Genomic DNA, 20586 nt, shown 5'->3' with positions numbered 1-20586 from the left:
CGCCTTGGCTTAAACCGAGGCGTTTTTTTTGTTTTCGTTTTTGCTGATTACTCATTCGAGCTTCATAAATTGGTTTTATTATATGATTTAACCCGTTTGTAGAGTTTAAGTCGAGTTGTATTTAGAAAAGAAACTACTGTTTTACTATAGTTTTACTTTCCTAAATATAAACTCATGAAACTTTTAAATTACCTACTTATATTTTGCTGTACTTTTCAACTCACGGCACAAACTTATTCTGGAACTATAACAGATAAAAATACAGGTGCTTTTATTGAAGGCGCTAAAGTTACTTTAGTTGAAACTAACCAACAAATTACAACAACAAGCAACGGACAGTTTTCATTCTCGGTAAGCGATAATTCGCCGAGAACTCTTCAAATTGATAAAAGTGGTTATGTTTTTGAAGATTTTAGAAGTCTTACGCCAGCCACTAATATCGATATTCAATTAAGAGCTAAAATAAAAAGTTCGGCAACGGCACGTTGGGAAAACTATTTATCGAGCTGTACGGTTTATAATAATCCGAATGTTCCAAATGATACAGACTGGAATGTCACATTTACCGAAACCAACTTAACGGGCGATTTTGCGCCAAATGCAACTTATACACGACGCGATCCTAGTGCTGCTATTCAGCATAATGGCTTGTATTATGTGTGGTACACTTATAAATTATCGGAAACCTCTACATATTTTGGAACAAACAATGTAAACGACAATGTGTTTCCTTGGGATTATTGTGATATTTATTACGCTACATCACCTGATGGTTACCAATGGAGCGAACAAGGAGTTGCAGTGGCTAGGGGAGCTTCTGGGAATTTTGATGATCGCTCTGTGTTTACTCCTGAAATTTTTGAACATGAAAACAAATTCTATTTAATTTATCAGGCGGTTAAGCATCCTTATATACAGCGTGTTAAAAACACCGTAGCTATGGCAGTAGCCGATTCACCAAATGGCCCATGGACAAAGCTTGACGCACCAATTTTAAGACCAACCGATAATGGAATTTGGGCAACTAATTCAACCAGTAGGTTTGATGTTGTTGAAAAAGGTGATTTTGATAGTCAAAAAGTACACGACCCTTGTTTAATGTTTTACAATAATAAATTCTATCTCTATTATAAAGGAGAGCGCATGGGTGAAGAAAAATATTGTGGGGAGCGTGAAATTCGTTGGGGCGTTGCTATTGCCGATAATCCTACGGGACCTTATGTAAAGTCTGAATACAACCCTATTACCACTTCGGGACACGAAGTTAGTGTTTGGAATTATGATGATGGTATTGCGATAATTCAAAAATTAGATGGTCCCGAAAGAGGCTCTGTACAGTTCGCTCCCGATGGCTTAAATTTTGAAATGAAAGGGACTGCAACCCATGTGCCTGATGCTTTAGGGATTTTTAGAGCGAACTCCGCTGGTAGTAAACCTACTTCGGGAGTTACTTGGGGTTTGGCGCATCAGCTTAAATGGGATGGCCAAGTTGATGGTGGATGGATGCATTTAAAACGATTTGATTTAGTTGTAGAAGTTAATCAGCCCTCAAATAGTGCCATTGTGATTGAGGCTGAAGATTTTGAAGCCACAAAAAATGATGTTGGTTATACACCAAATGGTTATGATGGTGTTCATGCCAACAGCACAGGAGTAGATCATGTAAACCGACAAGATTGGATGGAATTTACTGTTAGCATTCCTGAATCGGGCATGTATGAACTCACTTATTTAGTTAGTACACCTTCAGATAATGCTAATGTGCAACTGCAAATTGATGGTCATATTATGGCTGATACTGCGGTACCTAATAATGGGGATTGGAATGATTTTAGACTATTACAACATCCAACATTAATTAATATTCAAGCAGGAACTCATACCATTAAGGTTTTAGCAAATGGAAGTAATGATTGGCAATGGAATATGGATAAGTTTTATTTAGATAAAAAAGCTGAATTAGGACTTGAAGCTTCAGATGATTTGTTAAACAATGCTATTTTTTTATTTCCAAATCCTTCGAATTCAGTTTTAAATATGGGGAACCTTAAAACTAAAGCCCGTTTTACGATTTATGATCTTTTAGGAAAAGCGATAAAACAAGGAGAAGTTTTTCCAAATCAATCTATTGAAATTCAAAAATTAGAAAAAGGCCTTTATGTTTTAGTGCTTTATTTTAACGCTGAAAAACAAGCGTTACCATTTATAAAAGAATAGCTTTTAAGAATTGAAAAAAATAATGGATGATTTGAATATAGCTGCATTCCATTATATTTTGAAATCAACGCTAAGTTTTTAAATCTTGAAATGAATTAATTCTGACGCGGAATTTTAAGTATAATTATGATTTTTTATCATAAAATGAAAAAGGTGAACAGTTTATGTTCACCTTTTTGCCCCAAATCTACCATGAACTTAACCTACTTATGTTATGGTGGTACAAATATAGGAGTGTTGGGTAAACTGTTGAAATTTTTTAGCTGAACTACAAAAATATAGGCTTAAGAGGGAATTAGAGTGCTGTAAATGATAATTTTGATTGTTTTTCGGTGGGAAATAAAAAAAGCAGGGAATTAATGTTCATAAAAAAAGGCGAACAGATGTTCACCTTTTTTTGCCCCAAATCTACCATGAACTTAACCTACTTATGTTATGGTACTTCTAATTTATATGTAATTTCCGTAACCTGTATATTTATTAGATAAACGGTAATTTTTTCAGATTAAACGTTTTTTTCTTGGATTATAGTTTGAAAATCAAGGTCTAATCCTACAACGTTTATCCGCTTTTTTAATACGCGCGTTCTTTATTCCCTTCAAAAAAGTTAATAAAGGCTCTGTTTACAACACGATTTCCGCCTACAGTTGGGTAATTTCCTGTAAAATACCAATCACCTAAGTGATTAGGACAAGCTTTATGTAAGTTTTCTACAGGTTGAAAAATGATTTTCACTTCAGCTGTAATGCTTTCATGACTTAATAAGTCTGAAATTTTATCTGAAATTTGTTCATCAGTAAAAGGATCGTAAATTTCTTTTACAAAGTTTTGTACGTGCTTATCGGCTAAATCGGTTTGTGTGATACACTTGTGATACACTTCTTCAACGATATCGTATTTTCCAGCATCTTTTAATAACTCTAAAGCCGCTCTAAATGCAATTAAGTCTTCTAATCGCGCCATATCAATACCGTAACAATCTGGATAACGTATTTGAGGTGCCGATGAAACCACAATAATTTTCTTTGGGTTTAAGCGATCCAACATCTTTAAAATACTCATTTTTAAAGTGGTTCCTCTTACAATACTATCGTCTATAATAACTAAGTTATCGTTTGGTTTTATAACGCCATAAGTAACATCGTAAACATGGGCTACTAAATCATCACGGCTACTATCTTCGGTAATAAAGGTTCTTAGCTTGACATCTTTAATTGCAATTTTTTCAACGCGAGCATGTTCCGATAAAATCTCTGTTACTTTTGCTGCCGATAATGAACGTTGTCCGTTTAAAATCGCTTCTGTTTTTCTTTCGTTGATGAATTCTTCAGCAGTCTCAATCATTCCGAAAAATGACGTTTCAGCCGTATTAGGGATGTAAGAGAATACCGTGTTTTTTGTATCATTATCTATGGCTTCCAAAACTTTAGGCATTAATAATTTACCTAACATTTTACGCTCTTGATAGATTTCAGCATCCGATCCTCGGGAGAAATAAATACGTTCAAAAGAACATGATTTTCTTTCTAAAGGCTGTAAAATTTGCTTCAACCTAACTTCTCCAGATTTTTTAACTATAATAGCTTGACCTGGGTCTAATTCCTTAACGTTTTCAAACTTCACATTAAAAACCGTTTGAATTACAGGACGCTCTGAAGCAACCACCACCACTTCATCATCCTGGTAATAATAAGCGGGTCTAATTCCTGCAGGATCTCTTAAAACAAAGGCATCACCATGACCAATAAGTCCAGCCATAGCATAGCCACCATCCCAGTTTTTTGCAGCACGTTTTAAAATTTTTGCCACTTTTAAACGCTCGGCAATAAGTGGAGACGCTTGCTGTTTGTTATAACCTTCTTTCTTTAAGTCTTTATATATTTTACTTACGGCATCGTCTAAGAAATGACCAATTTTCTCCATGATAGTAATGGTATCGGTGTATTCTTTTGGATGTTGCCCAAGATCTATTAAGTTGCCAAATAACTCTTTAACATTGGTCATGTTAAAGTTACCAGCCATAATTAAATTACGGTGCATCCAGTTGTTTTGTCTTAAAAACGGATGGACACTTTCCACGCTATTTTTACCAAAAGTGCCGTAGCGTACATGCCCTAATAGCACTTCGCCAATGTATGGAATGTTCTTTTTTTGGGCAGCTACATCATCCATATATTCAGGATGATCTTTAAACTCTTTATTAACGCGTTCGTTAATTTGAGCAAAAATATCTTGAATAGGCTGTTGCGCTATCGAACGGACTCTACTTATATAGCGTTCGCCAGGTTTTGTATCTAATTTAATACTTGCAAGTCCAGCACCGTCTTGACCACGATTATGCTGCTTTTCCATCATTAAATACATTTTATTTACCCCATAAAATGCACTGCCATACTTTTCTTTATAATACTCTAAAGGTTTTAAAAGTCGGATAACAGCTATTCCACATTCGTGTTTTAAGGCATCACTCATAATATAAATGTTTTCGCTTTACTCAAAAAAATCAGCTTTGTTTATGCTATTTATTTGATTTTGCTGAATTCTAAAAGGTTTATAATTAAAAACGCACTCTTTTACGAGCGCGTTATTTTATGTTAAATCTAAATCGTATTGCGTTAACTGCTTAAATTGCAATAAGCGTTTATGTACTTCGTCTTTCGATAAATTTTGCGTGCGTTCGGTACCGAATTTTTCAACACAGAAAGACGCTAAAGTTGATCCGTAAATTAGGGCGTTTTTCATGTTTTCAAAAGAAAAATCGTTGGTTTTGGCCAAATATCCTGAAAAGCCACCTGCAAAAGTATCGCCCGCTCCTGTAGGATCGAATACTGATTTTAAAGGTAATGCCGGCGCATAAAAGGCATGGTCTTCATGAAATAATAAAGCCCCGTGCTCACCTTTTTTAATTACCACAAATTTTGGCCCCATTTCGTAAATTTTTTGAGCTGCCACTAACAACGAATATTCGCCAGTTAACTGTCTGGCTTCTTCATCGTTTATAGTGATAACATCAACGCGTTTTATTACGTTTAGTAAATCTTCAAGCGCACAATCCATCCAAAAGTTCATCGTGTCTAAAATCACCATTTTTGGTTTTTTAGACATTTGATCTAATACACTAGCTTGGACGAGCGGATGTAGATTTCCTAACATAACCACTTCAGCATCTTTATAATTTTCAGGAACCACAGGGTTAAAATCTGCAAGTGTATTTAATTCGGTTATTAAAGTATCTCGAGAATTCATGTCGTTGTGATAGCGACCACTCCAAAAGAATGTTTTGCCATCTTTAACGATTTCAATACCAGAAATATCGATGTTTTTGTTTGATAATAAATCTAAATATTCCTGCGGAAAATCGCCACCAACAACAGAAACTGCTGCAGTATCGATATCAAAATAAGAGGCGGCAAGACCAATAAAAGTAGCTGCGCCACCAAGAATTTTATCGGTTTTACCGAAAGGCGTTTCAATAGCATCAAAAGCTACGGTGCCAACAATTACTAATTTACTCATAAAAGAGAACGGATAATTTTTGTGCAAATATAAGCCTTTTAGCAATGAATATGCGAATCTTTTTATGAATGTTGTGTCTTGGTTTTAAGATTTAAAATGTCTTAAAAAAGCCTCTGGGTTGTTTAAAAAGGACTTTGTTACTGTGTAATGGTCTGTGTTTTCTAGAGGTGTTTGTTTCATGCTTTCTTGGGTAATTTCATAAATAGATGCTCCTGGATAAGCCAATAGCATGGGCGAATGTGTAGCAATAATAAATTGGGAATTGTGCTGTTGTAAATGATTGTTTATAAAGTAAATAAGGGTAAGTTGTTTTGCAGGAGATAAAGCAGCTTCGGGTTCATCTAAAAGATATATACCTCTAGAATTTATCATTTCGTTCATAATATGAAGGTAGGCTTCACCATGCGAAAAACTATTAAGTTCTTGACCGTAATTTTTGCGCATCTGCCGTAATTGATAATTAGCGCTTTCTTTCATTTGTTCAATAATATGCTTCGGAATGCTGTCTGGCATATCGCCCATTTTATTTTGAATTTCAACACCTGTTCGATGTACACTATTTAGGTAGTCACCAAAATCTTCAGCTCTAAAAAAGAACCCTACAGAACGTTCAATATTCCAAGTTAATTCCAAAAAAGGCAATAAGGTTTTAGCAGCATCAAAACTATTTTTGGAATAACTAGAACCATCTATGTGCGGCAGCTGTAAACGACATGCCAAAGTTTCTAATAACGTTGATTTTCCTGTGCCGTTTTCGCCAACTAAAAAGGTGATATTGCTGGTTAAATCTATGTTTTTAGCATATTTAATTGCTGGAACATCATAAGGAAATGGATGTGTTCGCTCGGAATTGATGTTTATTTTTGAAAGGTACGGCATGAAAAACGGGTTGTAAATCAAATTTACTAAAAAGAATTTTTAGGGTCGTTTGAAGTGTTATTATATCTAGATTTGTTAGTTTTCTAAACTGTTTTCAATTAAAATTGAGTATCTTTCCGTTAATGAATTTTATTAGTATTAAATCATGTCAACTTCAGTAAAAAAGAAATTAATTATAGATTGGATCTCATCTATTGATGACAAAGAAATCATTGAGCAGATTTTTGAGTACAGAAAACTGAAAACCAAAAGTTTCAACGAAAACATGAAGCACGCCATTACTGCAGATGAAGTTAGGGAAGAAACAGATTTTTATATTAAATCTTTAGATTGGAAAAAATAAACATTTATTACAAACCTGAAGTTGTAGGCTATATAAATGATTTGATTTTTAAATTATATGAAAATGAATATTTTGGTTTTTTAGAAAGTGCTATTGATTACAAAAACAATCTTATAGATTTTATAGAAAATAATATAGCTACTTTTCCTAAGAAATTTATACCATTGTCTAATGCATCTCTAGGAAGTTATTATATGTTTTATTCAAGTAACAAAAGAACGACTTGGTATATTTTTTTCGAAAAAGAAAATAATAACTTTTTGGTCACATTTATTTCTAATAATCACAGTGTCATTTCTAAAAACATGTGATTATCATTTTCTCCCAAAATCCGCAGGAATTTCACCCCAAGCCTTGGTTTCCCATTTTACAATAACCGTGTTATATGAATTGTTTTTCAGCCAGTCTACAGCACGGTCAACCAAATCGAAAACAGGTTTGTTTTTAGCGTTTCGTTCCAGTTTGGTGTTGCAGTTTTTTTTACGCACCCAACTCATAGCTGTTCGCGAATCGGTGTATAAAATACGGTTGCTATTGTTCTTCTTTAAAAGCGCTAAGCCATGAACAAGAGCAAGGAATTCCCCTATATTATTGGTGCCTTCTTCAAAAGGGCCTTGAATAAAAAGTTGTTTTTTGGTTTTGGTATCAACACCGCGGTATTCCATAATGCCTGGGTTTCCACTTGAAGCCGCATCTACAGCAATGGAATTGAAATTAGGCTGGCCTATTTTTTTTAATTCTTCCGAAGATAATTCCGTTTTAAACCCATTGTTTTTTCCAACATAATCAAAATAGTTGCCTTTAAAAGCTGCTTTGGCCGCTTCTAAAGTTGGAAACGATTTGTATTGTGCGCCTTGGTAATCCTTTATTTGTTTTTTACAAACATTCCAAGACTCAAAAACGCCAGTTTTATGCCCTTGCCAAACGGTGTAATATTTCTTTTTAGATTTCGACATTTTTGTTATTCCCTCGAAGGAGGGAATCTCATAAATTTAAGTTGTGTTCTAGACACAGATTTCACAGGTTTTCACCGATTAATAAAGTGTGCTAAATGTAATAAGCTCAGAACACCTTATATAATGTTGTAAATATACAAATGTTCTGCAGGTTGAATTTTAATAATAATTACGCATGGAGTAGTTTTTCAACCACCTTCGGGAAATGTTCCATCTCCAATTCATGAATTTTTGCAGCCACATCTTCAGCAGTATCCGTTGCAATTACATCACATTTCGCCTGAAAAATAATGGCGCCTTCATCATAATGTTCATTCACATAATGAATGGTAATGCCTGTTTCAGTTTCCTTATTAGCTACTACAGCTTCGTGAACATGCATGCCGTACATTCCTTTTCCGCCAAATTTAGGCAATAAAGCAGGGTGTACATTAATAACTTTATTAGGAAAGGCTTCTAAAATATTGTCTGGAAATTTCCATAAATAACCTGCTAATACAATTAAATCAGGCTTTGAAGCTTTTAAAATATTTAAAACATCCTCGGTTTTTGAAATGGCTATCCTATTAAAAGATAGGGCACTTACTTTTAAATTTTTGGCCCGATCTAAAACTTTAGCATGCGGATTATTGGTAAGCACCTGAACTACAGATGCATTGTTGCTGTTTTGAAAAAACTTGATTAAGTTTTCAGCATTAGAACCACTCCCAGAAGCAAAAATTACAATACGTTTCATCTGTTCAGTTTTATTTGAGGTTTTTACTTGGTGTTTTCAAAATTAAATTTAGGATATTTCTTATTAAAATTCATTAAATTTGCTTTAATTCCAAGCTTATAAACTTATATTTGTTGAGCAAAAAAAGGAATAATTATTAAGAATTAGAAAGGTTTTATAAAATACTTAAAACTAATTTTAGTAAATTACAGACACATTTTTAAAGTAAAGACGTGTTTTAAAAATAAAGTTTTTTATTTTTGCAGACTAAATTAAAATTTTAAAATAAAAAGTTATGTCAGACATTGCATCAAGAGTAAAAGCGATTATCGTAGACAAATTAGGAGTAGATGAGAACGAAGTTGTTACTGAAGCTAGCTTCACAAACGATTTAGGAGCAGACTCTTTAGATACTGTTGAATTAATTATGGAATTCGAAAAAGAATTTGATATTCAAATACCAGACGATCAAGCTGAGAACATCGCAACAGTTGGTCAAGCTATTTCTTATATAGAAGCAGCAAAATAAGCAAAAACAAGCAAAGTATTTTATGGAATTAAAGCGAGTTGTAGTCACAGGATTAGGAGCTTTAACACCAATAGGCAATACCAAAGATGAATATTGGGATGGTTTAGTGAGTGGAAAAAGCGGGGCTGCGCCTATAACGTATTATGACACCGAAAAGTTCAAAACAAAATTCGCTTGCGAATTAAAGAACTTTAATGTTACCGACTTTATAGATAGAAAAGAGGCTCGAAAAATGGATCGATTTGCACAATACGCTATGGTAGCTGCAGACGAAGCCATTGAAGACTCTAAGCTAGATCTAGACGTCGTTAACAAACTACGTGTTGGTGTTATATGGGGTGCAGGAATTGGTGGTTTAGAAACTTTCCAGAATGAAGTGTTAAACTTCGCTTCTGGTGATGGAACACCAAGGTTTAACCCTTTCTTTATTCCAAAAATGATTGCTGATATTGCGCCAGGAAACATCTCTATAAAACATGGTTTTATGGGGCCAAATTACACAACAGTTTCTGCTTGTGCATCTTCTGCCAATGCTATGTTTGATGCGCTAAACTCGATACGTTTAGGACACACAGATGTAGTAGTTACAGGAGGTAGTGAAGCAGCAGTAACTATTGCTGGAATGGGAGGTTTTAATGCCATGCATGCCTTATCAACTAGAAACGAAAGTCCAGAAACAGCATCTCGTCCATTTGATGGTACACGTGATGGTTTTGTTTTAGGCGAAGGTGCGGGAGCACTTGTTCTAGAAGAATATGAACATGCAAAAGCAAGAGGAGCAAAAATATATGCGGAATTTATTGGAGGAGGTTTATCTTCCGATGCCTACCATATGACAGCCCCTCACCCTGATGGAATTGGTGTTATAGCAGTCATGAAAAACTGTTTGGAAAATGCTGGGTTAAACCCTGAAGATGTAGACCATATTAATACACATGGTACATCAACACCGTTAGGTGATGTTGCAGAACTAAAGGCCATTTCAGAGGTGTTCGGCGATCATGCGAAATCTATAAATATCAATTCAACAAAATCAATGACAGGCCATTTATTAGGTGCTGCAGGAGCCATTGAAGCGATATCGGTTATTTTGGCTATGGAAAACGGCATTGTTCCGCCAACCATAAACCATACCACTGTAGATGAAAATATTGATCCTGAATTAAATTTAACTTTGAATAAGGCTCAAAAGCGCGACGTAAAAGTAGCAATGAGTAATACATTTGGATTTGGCGGTCACAACGCCTGTGTAATATTCAAAAAAATTGACTAAATCCCGAATGAAATAAACCATAACGATAAATTAATTTTTACAGTAAAATGAAACATGGTTTATTACATCTGACATTAAAATAAAATATTCAATATCAGATGAAAAACATTCGCAACATATTAAATTCCCGTTTTAAACGCAACGGGAATTTTTTTATGCAATTAACTAAAATCCTGGAATCTAAACCCAAGGAGATTAAACACTACAAACGAGCCTTTACTCACCGTTCTATGAACATTAAGGACAGTAAAGGAAACGCATTTAACTACGAACGTTTGGAGTTTTTAGGCGATGCCATGCTAAGCGCTGTCATTGCATCACATTTATATCTTGAAGTTCCTGGTGGCGATGAAGGCTATTTAACTAAAATGCGCTCGAAAATTGTAAGTCGCGAGCATTTAAATGAGTTAGGCAAAGAGCTAAAACTCATCGATATTGTAGAAAGTAAAATTCCTCCTGGCCAATTTGGTGAAAACATTCATGGCAATTTGTTTGAAGCCCTTATTGGTGCCATTTTTCTAGATAGAGGCTATAAATATTGTGAAAAATTTATCACTAAACGCGTTATTACACCTCATGTTGATATTGAAACTTTAGAAGGTAAAGTCATCAGCTACAAAAGTTTATTAATTGAATGGTGCCAAAAAGAAAAGAAAACCTTTAACTACAATGTTTATGAAGACACCGGAGTAGACGAGGTTAAGCATTTTTCAGTTAAACTATCTATAGATGACAAAGTTGTGGCTAAGGCAAGAGCTACATCGAAGAAAAAAGCCGAAGAAAAAGCTTCAAAACGCGCTTTTTTTGCATTCCAAAGCAGAATCTCTAAAATGCTTTAAGCTTTTATTTTTCGCTACTCAAACTACAACGTTTTAGTTGTTTTTATTGTTAACAATGCCCCAATCTTTTCATTTCACACCGATATAATATTATCTTTGTGAAGTTTGGATGTAAGTTATGGCGGTTCAAAAATTTGTTTTAGATGATACTTTTGATGAAGCGGTATATACCTTAATAGGCATACATTGCAGGCTTGAAGATTATCGATTGGCGTACCTTTTAAATCAAGGTTTAGGAATTACGCTTAAAAGAAGAAAAACAGATTTAGATTATAACAAAGGACGCGTAACTTATTCCATTTTCGAATGGGAAGACGAGAAACAATTAATAACATGGAGTTTAGTTTCAAATATTTGTAAGACTGAAGAATTTCAAAACAGAAATTTCGAGTCGTTATTTGATACTCAAGAAAAAATAATAAAAACATTTCATTTATTACCAGAACACAAAACTGTAAATTATTTTTTAAAAATAGACAGCACGTTCAGTTTAAGAAAAGAAAAATATATTCTAGATAATATATTGAAAATACCTCAAATTGCAACTGCTTACAGCATTGATTCTAGTACATTGAAATCTAAAGACAATTTAATTTTTAACTAATGACAACAACAAAAAAGACCAAAATAGTAGCAACTCTTGGCCCTGCTACAAGCACTAAAGAAGTTTTAAAACGCATGCTTGAAGAAGGTGCAAACGTATTTAGAATTAATTTTTCTCATGCCGATTATAACGATGTTGCAGAACGTGTAAAAATGATTCGTGAGTTAAATGAAGAATACGGTTTTACAGCTGCAATTCTTGCCGATTTACAAGGACCTAAACTTCGTGTTGGCGTGATGCAAGACGACGTTGTAGTTAATCCAGGAGATGAAATTATTTTTGCCACTGGCGAACGCTTTGAAGGGACTAAAGATCGTGTATACATGACCTACAAAAGGTTTCCACAAGATGCAAAACCTGGCGAACGTATTCTTTTAGATGATGGTAAACTGCATTTTGAAGTTGTTTCTACAGATAATGTTTCTGAAGTTAAAGCTAAAGTTATTCAAGGAGGACCGTTAAAATCTAAAAAAGGGGTAAACCTTCCAAACACCAATATTTCGCAGCCAGCATTAACTAAAAAGGATATAGAAGATGCTATTTTTGCCATTGGTTTAGAAGTCGATTGGATCGCCTTATCTTTCGTGCGTCATGCTGAAGATTTAATGCAATTAAGCGATTTAATTGCTGAGCATACAGATAGCAAAATTCCAATTATAGCTAAAATTGAAAAGCCAGAGGCTATTGAAAATATAGACAAAATTGTTGCACATTGTGATGGTTTAATGGTAGCTCGTGGTGATCTTGGAGTAGAGATTCCAGCAGAAGAAGTGCCACTTATACAGAAACAATTGGTGTTACGTGCTAAAAAAGCTAGAATTCCTGTTATTATTGCTACGCAAATGATGGAAACTATGATTTCTAGTTTAACACCAACACGTGCAGAAGTAAACGACGTTGCTAACTCTGTAATGGATGGTGCTGATGCTGTAATGCTTTCTGGAGAAACATCAGTAGGACAGTATCCTGTTCAGGTTATAAAGCAAATGTCAGACATTTTAAAAAGTGTTGAAAATTCAGCTTTAATTCAAGTGCCACAATTACCTCCACATATTCGTACCAATCGTTATATTACTAAAGCGATTTGTTTTCATGCCGCTAATATGGCGAATGAAATTAGTGCAAAAGCGATTTCAACTCTTACAAATAGTGGCTATACCGCTTTCCAAATTTCGGCTTGGCGACCATCATGTCATATTTTAGTATTTACTTCAAACAAACGTATTTTAACACGTTTAAGTTTACTTTGGGGTGTTCGTGCTTTTTACTACGATAAGTTTGTAAGCACCGATGAAACCATTGAAGACGTAAACGCCATTGCATGCGACAAAGGGTATTTAGAAGCTGGTGATATGGTTATTAGTTTAGCGGCTATGCCAATTCAGGAAAAAGGTATGGTAAATACGTTACGTGTTACCGAAATTAAAAAGTCTAGTAAAGCATAGATTTATAAAACATACATTATTAAAAAAGCCCAACGAATTTGAATTCGTTGGGCTTTTCTATGAACTCTAAATTAGAATTTAAAGACTAGATAATTTAACCTTTTTGATTAGCTGTTTACCAAGCGCCTATAAAGTGGCTTCCTGCTACGTTAACCAACTCAGCACCTTTGGTTGTAACTCCTGTTTCGGTATCAACAACATATATGTTTCCGTTTTTTCCAACTGGTGCTTGCGTTAAATAAATGTTATTTCCATCAACAGCAAAACCTTGGTATTGGAATAAGTAGAAATCTGCTTCATAAGGAATCGCATCAATTTTTTGAGCCGTTTTAGCGTTTAAATCAACTAAAGCAAAAAATCCTTGAGCTCCTGCTACACCTTCTTGCGAACCTGCATGACGATACGCTAATACTGCTTTCCCGTTTGCAGCTGGTCGCCAAGCAAGAATATAAGCATCTTGAACGCCTAAAGCCGCATCTAAATTAAATACATAGCTATCGTCGTACTCATTGTTAGCATCAATTTTTAAAATGTGCGAACCATTAGGGTCTCCTTGGTTTGCTTGGTATACGCTTCCGTTGTATAGAAATGCATTAATACTACGGTATCCGTTTGTGTTTCCGTAGCCAACGCCAGAGGTAATTATGCTTGGGTTAGTTAATGAAGGATAATCTAGAACAATTGTTTTAGATGGTAAAATATCAAAACCGCTTTCGCTTTCGGCAGTAGCAGGGTCTACTTTGCTTATACGTGCTCCAATGTATAATTTGTCTCCAGACTCGTTTAATACAGGCATGTCAATTCTTGAAATGTAATAACCTTGCGCTTCTTCTTCTGCGCTTAAAGAAATTTTAGATTCTTGAAATTCATTTATTTTAGAATTTACTAAATCTAAGGTTACAACTCCCATGGTCGCTTCAGTGTGTGTGTAAAAATCATCAGTAGCGTCATCAGTAGTGCCATTATCGCTAAATTGGTGTTCGGTAGAAACGTAAACTGCAGAACCTGTTTTGTCACCATCAAATAATTTAATCCATCTAGGTGCAGAACCTACATAAGGAGCAATACTAACTTCTGAACCTGTAGGTGTAAAATTTTGACCTCCATTTACCGTGTATTTTGAGTAGTTTCCACCTGTGTCTCCAGCATAACTAATATTAAACATGGTATTGCCATCTTCCGATGCTTGTAATCTGGCTGTGCGGTTTGAAGGCACAATAAATCCTTCATCAAAAGGTGCGATAGATTTAGTAGGGTCTTTAGCGTCTTCACTTGAAATTGAATAAATTAAGGTGCCACCATTACCATCGCCAGGGTTATCTCCCATTCTTGCGGCTGCTACAGTAATCCATCGGCTATCGTCTCCTTTGTTTTCTTCTTTATTGTTAGTTGAGTTGTCATCGCTACAACTAGAAAATATTAAAGCACTTAATGCGAGTGCTAAAGTTTTAAGGTTTAAAAATGAAATTTTCATGAAAATAGTTTTATAATTTGTTAATGAAATAATTGAGTTTAAAGTATAATGCGCGTCCTGGTTTTTGAATAGATAGGTTATCGTATACAGGTTTATTGAATATGTTTTTAATATCGAAACTTAGTACCACTTTTTTATTAGGAAAAGCATAACTAAGACCGAAATCTTGAGCCAATTGTTCTGGGACTTTAAAAAATTCGTCACCTACGGTATTTGTACCTTGAGGAACTAAATATGAAAATTCGTCGGTATAATATATTGTGTAGAAAAGATTTAATAAGGTGTTTTTCTGAATTAGATTTTTAAAAGCATATCGAAAGGAGCCATTCATAGTAAGAAATGGTGTGTTTGGTACATCAACTTCTACACCTCGATTTAATATGGTTAATTCAAATTTTGAAATATTAAAGTTGACATTAAAATTTTTATTGTAACTGTAATTTAATCGCGCTTCAAAGCCTTTTGAATTTCCACTTCCCTGATTAACATACAGAATGGTTTCATCATTTACGTTTGATGAGGTTTCAATAGGCAATCCAATTCGGTTTTTAATATTTCGAGTAAAAAGGTTTGTGGAAACAGTAATCGTGCTTTTATCGAATTCAAAATCATCAAAACGGAACCCTAAATTATAGTTATAGCTTAATTCTGGATTTATGCTTGGGTTGGCTACAACATTATCTCCATCGTTACCAAAAACTTCTGTTTCGTTTGGAAGTCTTATAGCTTTTTCGGCAGAAGTTAGTACATAAAAGTTATGAAACATTTTATACGAAATCGCAAAACCGTAACCGTTTGCAGTGTTATTACTGCTTGTGGTTTCATCAACTATTTGGTCAATCCCGTTGGCGTCTTTTTCAACAGCTGGGTCTATATTTATAGTTTTTTGTTGGTAGTATTTTCCAAATACACTAGCTTTTAACTTCTTATGAAAAGCGTTTAATTCGTAGGTTCCTGAAATGATATTTTTGTGTAAATCTCTAGTTCCTTTAAAAGTGTTTTCTAAAACCGACCTTAATGCATCACTATCTTCTCTATCAATTCCACTATATAAATGGTTTACTAAAAATTTATGATGTCTGTTTATGGCATAAGATACACCAGTTCTTATAGAACCTACATTTCTATTAATTGTAGCCAAAGTTGGGCCACCTTCCTGTTGAGAGCCCCAAGTATATTTATATTCGTTTCCTCTAAAATCTATTGCTTTTTCACCGTTCCAGCTGTATGCCCAAGCTACGGTATCATTAACAGTACGATTGCGTTTTCCGTATAACCCGTTTATGTTTACATCTAACCCTTTGGTAAATAAATTTTTTTTCTGGTAGGTTACATTTGCTAGTAAGGCATCAGACTCCATAAAGCGGTCTTTATAAGGCATAATAGTCATAAATGCACCGTGTTGAATTTCTTTGTAATCATCAGAACCTGTTACCCCAATTAAAAATTGATCTGCCCAAGAAACATTTGTATAACCAACTTGTAGCATGCCTCCAGTAGAACGGTAAGCATCGTTAAAACGTCTTGCTGTAATTGGTGTTTGTACACCACCTAAGCCTGTAACTAATACACTTCTTCCCCAAACTTTATAATTGTTGTCTGAATAATTATTAAAGCCCGATGCTTTAACGGTAAACCCAGAGTTTTTTAATCGGTATAATCCATTAATACTAACTTGTGAAGTGTTGAAGGAACCAAATGAAGCTGATGCATTAAAGTTGGATTTTGTAGATTGATGTAGTACAATATTAATCGCACCACCTAAGGCATCATCGGCCAAATACCCTGGCACTACGCCTTTGTAAACTTCAATGCGCTTTATCATGGATGGCGGTATGCTGTTTAAGCTAAATGAGGAACCGTAAATAGAAATTGGAATGCCATCAATAAAAATTCGAACTGCATTTCCTGAAAGTCCGTTTAGCATGTACTGTACGTTAGACCCTAAACCACCATTTTGTCTAATTTTCACCCCTACAGAAGTATTTAGTAATTCGTTGGTTTGTATGTTTCGTTGGCTAACTTCTTTAGTTTCCAATACATTTACAGCAAAACCTTTTTCTTCTATTTTTTTCTTTTTGGTTTTAGTTTTTAGATGAATTTCGCCCAGATCTTGATATTCAGTAAGCTCTAAAACATATTTTAATCTTTTTTCTGTTGAATTAATTTCCGTTTCAAGGGCATGTTCTTTAGCATTTAATGAATAGGTTTTAATGGTATAATTGCCGTAGGGAACATTTTTAAAAGCAAACTCACCATTAATACCAGAAGCAACAGTTCTTCTAACCGAATTTCCGGTTAATACAACCTGTGCTCCTAAAACAGGCTCGTCATTATTGAAGGTAATTTCACCATATAAATGCCCGTTTTGACTAAAAACAAGGGCATTTAAAAGTAGGAATACTGATGTTAAAAATTTTGGACAAAAAGACATTTATAATATTTTTAACAAAAGTATATTTATTTAGACTAATTACAAATAAGAGGTTTATAAATGAGTAATATTTAGTATTTTTATGTGAAAACATAAAATATCATAATTTTAAACCTATTAAATTGCGTTAAATCTAATTTTTATTTAGATTAATTATGAATAGTGATTTTTAATAATTTGAAAATGGGCTATTTTGTATGTTAAAATTGAAGTGTTTTGACTTAAGAAAGCGAAGGAGACTTTAAAACGCAAATTGTAATTGAACACTAACACTTTTTTTCTCGGGTACTTTTTTAGTTTCGGTGTTTAAGTTAGACATCGAAATGCCTAAAAGCCGCACCGAATTATTTAGTTTTTCTTGATACAATAAAGATTTAGCGGTATCAAATATTAAATCTTTGTTGCTAATATAATAGGGGAGCGTTTTACTTCGTGTTTGCAGAGAGAAATCGCTGTATTTTATTTTTAAAGTCACTGTTTTTCCAGCCACTTTGTTTTTGGTTAATCTTCTAGAAACTTCTTCAGAAATGTGTTTAAGCTTCTCAAGCATAAAAACTTCCGAAGATAAATTCTCACTAAACGTGCGTTCGGCTGCTAAACTTTTTCTTATACGGTTGGGCTTCACTTCACTGGTATGAATGCCTCGAACCACATGGTAATAGTAAGCTCCAGATTTACCAAAGTGAGTTTCTAAATATTCTATAGATTTCTGTTTTAAATCGAGTCCTGTAAAAATGCCTTTTTGGTACATTTTTTCGGCAGTAACCTTACCAACACCATAAAACTTCCTAATATCTAGAGCTTCTAAAAAGGGAATGACTTCTTCAGGATTTACTGTTTTTTGTCCGTTAGGCTTATTATAATCACTAGCCACTTTGGCAATAAATTTATTAATAGAAATTCCTGCCGATGCTGTTAATCCAATTTCATTAAAAATACGTTCCCGAATTTCTTCAGCAATTAAAGAGGCGCTGGGGTTTCCTTTTTTGTTTTGGGTAACATCTAAATAGGCTTCATCTAAAGACAGCGGTTCAACCAAATCGGTGTAATCGAAAAAAATGGTTCTAATTTGTTTCGAAATTTGGGTATACCTTTCAAAATCGGTTTTTACAAAAATAAGTTCGGGGCACAATTTAGCGGCCATGTTTCCAGACATGGCACTTTTTACTCCAAATTTGCGTGCCTCGTAACTTGCAGCACTAATTACGCCACGTGTTTCGCTACCACCAACGGCTATGGCTTTGCCCTTTAAATCGGGGTTGTCCAATTGCGCTACCGACGCGTAAAACGCATCCATATCTACATGAATTATTTTTCTTATTGGTAAATCGGATAACATACTGTAAATTTATCAAATCCTGAGGAAGAAAAATCTCGAATTCGGGAAATTAAACAGAATAAAAAGACACAAAAGTGTTTTCTGACGATTTATATGATTGAAATTGAACGTAAGTTTTTAGTGAAATCTGAAGCTTTTAAAAATGAGGCTTTTAAACAAACCAGAATTTGTCAAGGGTATCTTAATTCCAATAAAGACCGAGCCGTTAGAATTCGAATTAAAGACGATTTGGGCTTTATTACCGTAAAAGGAAAATCGTCTGATAATGGTTTATCCCGTTTTGAATGGGAAAAAGAAATCCCTCTACATGAAGCCGAAGCCCTTTTACAACTTTGTGAAATGAGCGTAATTGATAAAATTCGTTATGAAGTAAATGTGGGCAGTCATATTTTTGAAGTTGATGAGTTTTTTGGTGAAAACACAGGCTTGATTGTTGCCGAAGTTGAGCTAAGTAGTGAAGACGAAACGTATATAAAGCCAGATTGGTTAGCTAAAGAGGTAACCGGAGATGTAAAATATTATAATTCGCAATTAAGTAAACAACCGTTTAAATTATGGAAATGATAAAAAAGTTAGCCCCAGTTTTTTTAATAATGTTATTAATAATGGCTTGTAAGGAAGATGTGAAACCTGTTGTACAACCTGTAGAAATAAGTCCGGAAGAAGCTGCAATTAATAAAGTAAAAGATTCTTTATACACAGCTTTTATTAAGGCAAAAGAAAATAAAAAAACACGAGAACAAATAAAAGCAGACCTAAAATTTAAGGGTTATAAAACATTCGATTATGTTGATGAAAAATCGAAAGACACCATTTTAATGCAACAATATTTTGTAGCTTTTTTAAAAGCGGGAGCCATTAGAGGGCAGAATGAAGAAGAAGCTGCTGCTTTACAACAAGAACATTTAGATTATTTAGGCAAAATGTATGAAATGGGACATGCCGATATTTCTGGTCCTTTTGGTGATGATACCGCTTTACGTGGCATGACCATCTATAATGTACCCAATATAACAACCGCCGAACGCTTAGCTAACGACGATCCGATGGTTAAAGCGAATCGATTAATAGTTGAAGTACATCCTTGGTGGGCAGCAAAAGGATTTCCATTAAGATAATGCTAAAGTTTTTTAAAGTTTTATTTTTCTCTATTAATGTTGTTATAATAATGGCATTAATACTGCTTCATTTTTTAATAAAAGATGCGAGCTATCAAATGTCTTTATGGTTTTACCCTTTTCCTTTACCTGTAATTATTGGGATTGTTCTTGGTTTATCCATTTTTCTTGGAAAGCGCCGTAAATACAACCTGATTGTAGCAAGCGTTTTATTACTTATTTGGTTATTTGGAAGTTTTAGATTTTCGTTTGCCGAACCTATTGAAGAAGCCGATTTAGAAGTTGTTTTTTGGAACACATCTAGAGCGCATAATTTTAAAGACGCTATGGCGCATTACGGCGGTCTTCCCGATATTATGGTACTAGCCGAAGCCAATAGTCAAGGTTTTACGCAATTACAGGCAAAATATCCAAACTATTCTTTTTATAAATCAACTCGCGAACTTTCTATTTTTTCTAAAAGTCCGATGAAAATTATTTCAGATGCAACCTCGAATTACAATACCTCTGTAGTACACTTTAAAGCTTCCAACATCGATTTTTTTGCTATTGATGTTACAGGAAGCAAGGATGTGCCAAGACAATGGGAACTTGATTATGTGAACGAGCATATAAAATACGGCAATAAAACGGTGGTTTTAGGTGATTTTAACTTGCCTTATGAATCGCTTTATTTTAAAGTTATAAAAGCTCATTTTAAGCATTGGTTTTCATCAAAAGGGAAAGGCTTTAGGGAAACTTGGCCTTGGGGGTTGCCATTGTTGTCTTTAGATCATATTTGGGTGTCTAAAGATTTAGAGCTGTTAGATTCTAAAAAACTAAATTCATTAGAATCGGATCATGAAATGATTAAAACAGTAATTAAAAATCCGTCATTCTGAAATACAAAGAATAGTAAATCAGAA

Annotated in this window: 19 protein-coding genes; 11 read left to right on the top strand and 8 right to left on the bottom strand. The window is 34.3% G+C overall.

Annotated elements, in window-relative coordinates; translation table 11 throughout:
* Positions 1-174: 174 nt before the first annotated feature.
* Positions 175-2217, top strand: coding sequence for a carbohydrate-binding protein (locus tag H6X70_RS03280; protein WP_194766250.1), 2043 nt, complete (start codon positions 175-177; stop codon positions 2215-2217).
* Positions 2218-2790: 573 nt separating this feature from the next.
* Here H6X70_RS03280 and H6X70_RS03275 read toward each other — a convergent pair.
* The 3 genes from H6X70_RS03275 to H6X70_RS03265 form a co-directional block, all read right to left on the bottom strand.
* Positions 2791-4689 (bottom strand): amidophosphoribosyltransferase, encoded by a 1899-nt coding sequence (locus H6X70_RS03275; protein ID WP_194766249.1) that lies wholly within the window; start codon positions 4687-4689, stop codon positions 2791-2793.
* Between the two features lie 117 nt (positions 4690-4806).
* Positions 4807-5733 carry a PfkB family carbohydrate kinase gene (locus H6X70_RS03270; protein WP_194766248.1) on the bottom strand — a complete coding sequence of 309 codons (927 nt, stop codon included), beginning with the start codon at positions 5731-5733 and terminating at the stop codon, positions 4807-4809.
* An 84-nt stretch (positions 5734-5817) separates the two neighbouring features.
* The gene (locus H6X70_RS03265) at positions 5818-6612 is read right to left on the bottom strand and encodes an AAA family ATPase (RefSeq protein ID WP_194766247.1); all 795 of its coding nucleotides are present in this window, start codon (positions 6610-6612) and stop codon (positions 5818-5820) included.
* A gap of 145 nt (positions 6613-6757) precedes the next feature.
* On the opposite strand from H6X70_RS03265, the gene H6X70_RS03260 reads away from it, so the two are divergent.
* Positions 6758-6955 carry a hypothetical protein gene (locus H6X70_RS03260; protein ID WP_194766246.1) on the top strand — a complete coding sequence of 66 codons (198 nt, stop codon included), beginning with the start codon at positions 6758-6760 and terminating at the stop codon, positions 6953-6955.
* Entirely contained in the window at positions 6943-7266 is a 324-nt protein-coding gene (locus H6X70_RS03255) for a hypothetical protein (RefSeq protein ID WP_194766245.1), read from the top strand. The genes H6X70_RS03260 and H6X70_RS03255 overlap by 13 nt, the downstream gene beginning before the upstream one ends.
* Positions 7267-7269: 3 nt before the next feature.
* Here the strand turns inward: H6X70_RS03255 and H6X70_RS03250 are convergent, their stop codons facing one another.
* Complete coding sequence (locus tag H6X70_RS03250; RefSeq protein ID WP_194766244.1) at positions 7270-7911, bottom strand: viroplasmin family protein; 642 nt, start codon at positions 7909-7911, stop codon at positions 7270-7272.
* A 169-nt stretch (positions 7912-8080) separates the two neighbouring features.
* Positions 8081-8647, bottom strand: coding sequence for a phosphoribosylglycinamide formyltransferase (gene purN / locus H6X70_RS03245; RefSeq protein ID WP_194766243.1), 567 nt, complete (start codon positions 8645-8647; stop codon positions 8081-8083).
* 274 nt (positions 8648-8921) lie between these two features.
* Here purN and H6X70_RS03240 point away from each other — a divergent pair, with 274 nt between their 5' ends.
* The 5 genes from H6X70_RS03240 (at position 8922) to pyk (ending at position 13316) form a co-directional block, all read left to right on the top strand.
* The gene (locus H6X70_RS03240; RefSeq protein ID WP_007647141.1) at positions 8922-9155 is read left to right on the top strand and encodes an acyl carrier protein; all 234 of its coding nucleotides are present in this window, start codon (positions 8922-8924) and stop codon (positions 9153-9155) included.
* A gap of 22 nt (positions 9156-9177) precedes the next feature.
* Positions 9178-10428, top strand: a complete 1251-nt coding sequence (gene fabF / locus H6X70_RS03235; protein WP_194766242.1) for a beta-ketoacyl-ACP synthase II — start codon at positions 9178-9180, stop codon at positions 10426-10428.
* A gap of 98 nt (positions 10429-10526) precedes the next feature.
* The gene (gene rnc, locus H6X70_RS03230; protein ID WP_194766241.1) at positions 10527-11267 is read left to right on the top strand and encodes a ribonuclease III; all 741 of its coding nucleotides are present in this window, start codon (positions 10527-10529) and stop codon (positions 11265-11267) included.
* A gap of 118 nt (positions 11268-11385) precedes the next feature.
* Complete coding sequence (locus H6X70_RS03225; RefSeq protein WP_194766240.1) at positions 11386-11871, top strand: IPExxxVDY family protein; 486 nt, start codon at positions 11386-11388, stop codon at positions 11869-11871.
* Positions 11871-13316 (top strand): pyruvate kinase, encoded by a 1446-nt coding sequence (pyk, locus tag H6X70_RS03220; protein ID WP_194766239.1) that lies wholly within the window; start codon positions 11871-11873, stop codon positions 13314-13316. The genes H6X70_RS03225 and pyk overlap by 1 nt, the downstream gene beginning before the upstream one ends.
* A 115-nt stretch (positions 13317-13431) precedes the next feature.
* On the opposite strand, the gene H6X70_RS03215 is transcribed toward pyk, so the two are convergent.
* The 3 genes from H6X70_RS03215 to dinB form a co-directional block, all read right to left on the bottom strand.
* A complete protein-coding gene (locus H6X70_RS03215; RefSeq protein WP_194766238.1) occupies positions 13432-14790 on the bottom strand; it encodes a hypothetical protein in 1359 nt (452 codons plus the stop codon).
* 10 nt (positions 14791-14800) lie between these two features.
* Complete coding sequence (locus H6X70_RS03210; protein WP_194766237.1) at positions 14801-17224, bottom strand: TonB-dependent receptor; 2424 nt, start codon at positions 17222-17224, stop codon at positions 14801-14803.
* A gap of 241 nt (positions 17225-17465) precedes the next feature.
* Complete coding sequence (dinB, locus tag H6X70_RS03205; protein WP_194766236.1) at positions 17466-18563, bottom strand: DNA polymerase IV; 1098 nt, start codon at positions 18561-18563, stop codon at positions 17466-17468.
* A 93-nt stretch (positions 18564-18656) separates the two neighbouring features.
* On the opposite strand from dinB, the gene H6X70_RS03200 reads away from it, so the two are divergent.
* The 3 genes from H6X70_RS03200 to H6X70_RS03190 are packed head-to-tail and all read left to right on the top strand — an operon-like array spanning position 18657 to position 20562.
* The gene (locus H6X70_RS03200) at positions 18657-19127 is read left to right on the top strand and encodes a CYTH domain-containing protein (RefSeq protein WP_194766235.1); all 471 of its coding nucleotides are present in this window, start codon (positions 18657-18659) and stop codon (positions 19125-19127) included.
* Positions 19124-19681 carry a YciI family protein gene (locus tag H6X70_RS03195; protein WP_228530244.1) on the top strand — a complete coding sequence of 186 codons (558 nt, stop codon included), beginning with the start codon at positions 19124-19126 and terminating at the stop codon, positions 19679-19681. Before H6X70_RS03200 ends, H6X70_RS03195 begins: the two co-directional genes overlap by 4 nt.
* 50 nt (positions 19682-19731) lie before the next feature.
* On the top strand, positions 19732-20562 hold the full coding sequence (locus tag H6X70_RS03190) for an endonuclease/exonuclease/phosphatase family protein (protein WP_194766233.1): 831 nt from the start codon (positions 19732-19734) through the stop codon (positions 20560-20562).
* Positions 20563-20586 lie beyond the last annotated feature (24 nt).

This window comes from Tamlana sp. I1, assembly GCF_015355625.1.
Taxonomy (GTDB): Bacteria; Bacteroidota; Bacteroidia; order Flavobacteriales; family Flavobacteriaceae; genus Pseudotamlana.
Note: the sequence above shows the minus strand (reverse complement) of the source record. Positions and strands in the feature narration are given on the sequence as shown.